This is a genomic window from Moorena sp. SIO3I6 (genome assembly GCF_010672095.1).
Genome location: NZ_JAAHHU010000299.1, coordinates 1 through 5,547, shown reverse-complemented (window position 1 = coordinate 5,547; position 5,547 = coordinate 1). Strand labels below are relative to the sequence as shown.

The 5,547-nt window shown below is 39.7% G+C and carries 2 protein-coding genes and 3 pseudogenes; 3 read left to right on the top strand and 2 right to left on the bottom strand.

Features of this window, described 5'->3' with window-relative positions:
- A pseudogene (locus F6K49_RS34580) lies at window positions 1–126 on the bottom strand (transposase); the annotation flags it as partial.
- A gap of 144 nt (window positions 127–270) precedes the next feature.
- On the opposite strand from F6K49_RS34580, the pseudogene F6K49_RS34575 reads away from it, so the two are divergent.
- The 3 genes and pseudogenes from F6K49_RS34575 (at window position 271) to F6K49_RS34565 (ending at window position 4,547) form a co-directional block, all read left to right on the top strand.
- Window positions 271–1,128: pseudogene (locus F6K49_RS34575) on the top strand (IS5 family transposase).
- A gap of 482 nt (window positions 1,129–1,610) precedes the next feature.
- Window positions 1,611–2,966, top strand: a pseudogene (locus tag F6K49_RS34570) (IS4 family transposase).
- Window positions 2,967–3,104: 138 nt separating this feature from the next.
- The gene (locus F6K49_RS34565) at window positions 3,105–4,547 is read left to right on the top strand and encodes an MATE family efflux transporter (RefSeq protein WP_293030132.1); all 1,443 of its coding nucleotides are present in this window, start codon (window positions 3,105–3,107) and stop codon (window positions 4,545–4,547) included.
- Window positions 4,548–5,348: 801 nt separating this feature from the next.
- Here F6K49_RS34565 and F6K49_RS34560 read toward each other — a convergent pair.
- Window positions 5,349–5,547, bottom strand: a 199-nt coding sequence (locus F6K49_RS34560; protein ID WP_293103933.1) for a hypothetical protein, incomplete at its 5' end; no start/stop codon positions are given.

The following is a 5,547-nucleotide window of genomic DNA, read 5'->3' as shown; positions in this document are numbered from 1 at the left end:
CACCACAGGCCATAATCGCTCTGCCGGTTGTAATTCAGGAGAGTAAGGGGGTAAGGGGAAAAGATGAATCCCCTCTGGCACCTCCAACTTCTCACTCATATGCCACCGAGCCTGATCTACAGTTAGAGCTGATTTATAAAGAGAATCTAAAGAAAGTAGGGGATTAAGTGAATATGGTGTAATCGTTATTTCTTAGTTATAGTTAAGCTATGTTGTGACTGATGAGCCGTCTACCTGCGATCGCCTTTGGCGCGGCTTCGCCGATCGCAAATCCTCAACGTCAACCTAACCCGACGTGACCTGAGCGACTCAGAATGGGAAATACTCAAGCCTCTAGTACCATTACCCAAGGGGTTTGGTCATCCTATAGAGGTGGATTTCCGAGAAATTTTCAACGCCATATTCTATGTGCAACGGACTGGATGTCAGTGGGAAATGATGCCTCATGATCTACCACCTTATAGCACGGTATACAGATACTTCAAAAAATGGCAAAAAGGCGGTTTTTGGCAACAGATACACGATAAAATACGCCAAAAATTAAGAACAGAATTAGACCCGGATGAAGACTCAACTGTTGCCATTGCTGATTCAATGTCAGTGAAAACAACAGAAAAAAGGGCTCTGTCTACGGTTTCGACGGTGGCAAGAAAGTTAAGGGGCGTAAGCGTCACATTGTAGTAGATTCCCTTGGATTATTAATTGGTGTTTTGGTAACTGAAGCGAATGCCTCAGAACGATTAGGAGCAGTCGTAGTACTTAATGAAGCCAGGGATAAACTGTCGAAATTAGATGTGCTTTGGGTATATCAGGGTTATTCTGGTAATAATTTTGCCCGTGCAGTTAAGGAAGTTTGTGGCGATCGCGTGAGGGTGGAAGTAATCAAGAGAACTTCCAAAACTTTTGAGCGGTTACCTAAACGATGGATTGTTGAGCGCAATGCATGGATGGTTGAATAGATTTCGACGCAAAAGCCTGGATTATGAGGTGTATTCAGATGTGAGTGAAGCCATGATTTATGGCTCTCTAATTCACCTTATGGTTAAGCGACTGGCAATGCTTTTGGTTGACTTTATAAATCAGCTCTTAAAGCAACGCAAGAGGCCAGAGGCCATAAGTAATATATAATCAACTATATAGGCATTTTGGGAAAGTTCAAAAACTCTAATCAGTGTTTACCAATTATTTGTAATTCAGGGAATCTTGAATGTCAAATATTGAAGTTTAAAGGTTAATGTGTAGTGGATAGTTCAAGTTAAGTTGAAGTTTAAAAAAAAAGGTGTAAAAATTTTTAACAAACAATCCAAACTCAAGCTATGACTACACTTCAAGGATTAAGTTTACGAACCTAACTTGTTTAACTCAACCGAATAGGTGATAATTGGCCTCGGTGTATCTCAGTTTGGTAAAAACATTAGGCTCGAATCCTTAGAGCTGATTTGTGAACAGAGCTATAACCATTGCGGTGCAATGCTTTCAGGATTTAGGCTTATGTTTACTCCCTGAAGGGGTGACGAAATAGCCTGAAAAGCTTTAAATGTAAAGCGTTCACCATTTTGTGGTAAAAAAAAGATAGGTCTCTTTTGTTCAACAATACCTACCTATTGACAATGTTACTTGCATTCTACCAAAACCACTTAAAAAGTCAACTTAGTAAGTCAGAATACTTATTTAGTCTAATTCTGCTTAGTCTCCTACAGACAATTAAAAAAGTAAATTTAGAAAAATTAGCAAATGCTCTATCAATTCCCCTAAAATTTGAAAGTCGTAGAAAAGCGATGCAGTCGCTCATGGGGGTTCCCCCCATGAGCGACTGCATCAAGACAAGAATACAACGATTTTTATCATTGCCTAATCTGACGATTGAAAAAATTTGGTTTCCAATTATCAAAACCTGGTTATCAACATACTTCACAACTGAGCAATTAATTTATGTAGCGATATACCGCACAAATTGGAGTCGAATAAATTTCCTCATGATCAGTATAGTTTGGGATAAAAGAGCTTTTCCTATATATTTTGAATTACTTCCCAAATTAGGGTGTAGCAATATTCATGAACAAAAAACTGCCCTATCCTCAGTGATGCCACTTTTAAAAAACTATAAAGTTTGTCTATTAGGGGATAGATAATTTGGCTCGGTCAAGCTGGCACAGCACCTCCAGTCCTTGGGTGTCTATTTCTGCTTACGTCTTAAGAAGAACGAATTTATCGAAGTCAAAAATAATATTTTTATTCAATTAAATAATTTAGGCTTAACACCAGGATTATCTTTTTTTATCCAAGGAGTTAAAGTGACCTTGAAGTTACCGTAGAACAGGGTAGCCTTATTACCAAGACTTAAACCTATGACTCACAGACTGCCGACTATAAAGGCTACCCTGTTCAAGGTTTCATCCAAGACCCGTGGTTTTATAATTTTTAATGTGGCTGGTAAGTGGCAACGTAAAGTCAAGAAAGTAGCTTCGTTCGCGTAGCGTGGCCAAAGGCCAAAGAAGGATGGTTTATTCTTACAAATTTGGAAAGCTTAGAGTCAGCTATTTCAGCTTATAAAAAAAGATTTGATATTGAATAAATGTTTAGATATTTTAATACAGGTGGTTATAATATAGAGGAGACTAAAGTTGAGGGTAAACGGCTTATTTCTATAATTTTATTAATTGCAATAGCTTACAGTTCCTCAACGATTCAAGGTCAGCATATTAAAGCGATGCAGCGCGGTCTTGGGGGTTTCCCCCATGAGCGACTGCATCAAGACACGTCAAGGAATACAAAACTATGTAGCTCGTGTCAAAGAATATGGTCGTAGGGAGCGGAGACATAGCAGTTTTTACATTGGTTTATATGGCCAAACTTGGGTGAATTTAAAGGATGTTTGTTTAGAATTAGTCACCGAATTAATGAAATTAAATCCTAATAAACGAAAGTATTATCAACGAGGCCTAAGGGCTAGGTTGCTTATATAGTCTGCGTTTTAACTTATTTCGTCGCCCCCTCAGCTTATTTCGTCGCCCCCTCAGGTTTACTCCTGCTTACCTGAAATCCATATCTGTCAACGGATTTCAGCTCTTAAGATTTACTTTATAAATTACCTCTAACGTCTAATGCAGAACAAAACGACTGAGACAAACTGTACACATAGTCCTAAGTTAGGCTCATATAGCTTGGTATCAAAGGCTATATCTGAAACAATTTCTAGTTCTCAATTACTCATTCCCCTTATAAGCACACAGATTTGTGATGTAGCTGTTCAAGCTATAGATGTTGTGATGATGGGGTTATTAGGAACTCAATCAATAGCATCAGGTGCTTTGGGAACGGTTGCTTTTGCCACCGCTGTTTATGTTGGATACGGAATTGTATCAGGGGTAGGGGCAATGGCAGCTGAAGCAGTTGGCACTGATGAGCCTGAACAGGTTAGTTATATTTTATTTCAGGGGTTATGGTTACTTATAATTATATCCTTACCCATGGTTTTGCTCTTGTGGTGTGGTGGTTCTTTCTCAGGTTTAATCGGACAAGACAAAGGCGACTTTTTCCTCGTCAAAAGTTATGCAAATGCAGTTATATGGGGACTCCCAGCTGCTATTGGATTACTAATTGCTAAGGATATTGCCTCCGCTGTTAATTATCCTCAATCGATAGCTGTCATTGCGGTGATTGGCCTGGGCTTAAATATTCCTGTTAACTATATATTGATGTTTGGAAAATTTGGATTTCCAGATTTAGGACTATCGGGTATTGGCTGGGCGAGTAGTTTTATTTATTGGCTTACGTTCTTAATAGCTATCGTTTTATTTATGTTTCATCCAAAGTTTGACAAATATAGTTTTTTTGGTAATTTTTATCAGCTCGATCCAAGACTTATAATCAAACTTTTTCGTATTGGCTATCCGATGGGGATTCACTATGGTACTGAGATAGCACTTTTAAACATAACCACGTTGCTGATGGGATCTTTTGGTACAGCTACTCTAGCAGCACACCAGATTACAATTCAAACTGTAGAAGTTTTTATGGCAATTCCATCTGCTATTGCCTGTACTACTGTTGCTAGAGTGGGGTATGCCTATGGAGCTAAAGATGCGATGGGAATTAGAGTGTCGGCATTTATTAATCTTGCTATTGGTGCTTTCTTTTCATTGTTAGTGATAATTATAGTTTGGGAATTTCCCAAGCAGGTTGTGTCTATCTTTATAAATCCCGATGATCCAAACTATTTTAATACAAAAGCTACAGCAATCTCCTTTCTCTACATTGCAGGTTTTTACCAATTCGCCTATGGACTTCAAATGAATATGACTGGAGCCTTATTAGGCATACAGGATACCAAAATCCCTATGCTCATCAATTTACTTTCATTCTGGGGATCTGGACTCGGAGTGGGCTATTTACTAGCAATGCCTTTAGGTTATGGTGGTATGGGCTTGTGGTGGGGATTGGTTCTAGGCCCATTGATATCCAGTTTATTACTCGTCTATCGTTTTCTATTTTTAAATCGTCAGAAAGGGGATCAGATTAAAGATGTTAATCCGGCAGTAAAATAGAGTGCCTTTTTAAGGCTAAAACTCCTGGTAATATCAAGTTGCATTAAATAACCGTAATCTGGGGGGTGACATGCAAGCTAAAACCCTTACTGGGTAATATTTTCAGCCGATCTGTTACAAAAAGATACATGGTGTTTTGGGCGCTTCCTTGGACGTAGTTATAAGGGTTTGAGCTTTCAGAAAATCACAGGAGGGTCAATTTGGGAGTTTATCAATTCTTATGAGAATTGGCATCAAAGCCTTATATAGTAAGCTTTTCAGGGCTCATGTCACCCCCTCAGAACCGTAATATATGAGAGATGCAAGACAATGGTCCAAACTGATGCCCAAGCGAATCAGCATAGAACCCCATCTGAGTATAGAAGAACATTAACAGCGCTATCGTCAAGGGAAAGATCCGATTGAACGCTCCCACTATCAAATCATCTGGTTGCTAGCCCTTGGCAGAACCAGTGAAGAAGTCGCGCAAAGTGACTGGATATAAACGAAGTTGGATTTATGAACTGGTGTGGGGCTACAACCGGATTGGACCTTTGACCTTGGGAGATGGTAGGCGTAGAAACCTGTTTTGCTCCACCTCTTTTAAGGGATCAGCAACAAGGGCAATTAGATCAAATTTTGTCAGGTCCAGCCCCGGATGGTGGGCTGTGGAACGGTCGCAAAGTTGCAGACTATCTCTGTGAATTATTGGTTCGAATTGTCTGACTTCAACTTGGATGGCGGATTCTCAAGCAAATGGATTAAAGGGCTGAAAGTACCTCGACCAACAATCACCAATTCATTAGGACTTACGCAAATACCTCAATTTAACGCTACCTGTAGGGTTTTCCAAACCTTGCAAACCCTACCCATGGAGTCTGTGCGTAAGTCCTGTTCATATCTCAACAACAACAGCAGTGGAAAAAAAAACTGGGCTGTGAAGTGGAGAAAGTGCAAAAAGAACACCCCTGGGCCGAGGTATCGGTATGGAGTCAAGATCAACATCCCATTGGCCTGCAGC

What these genes read in the sequence shown, in the direction of transcription:
- F6K49_RS34565 (WP_293030132.1), top strand. Translation starts at nt 3,105, where the DNA reads ATGCAGAACAAAACGACTGAGACAAACTGTACACATAGTCCTAAGTTA.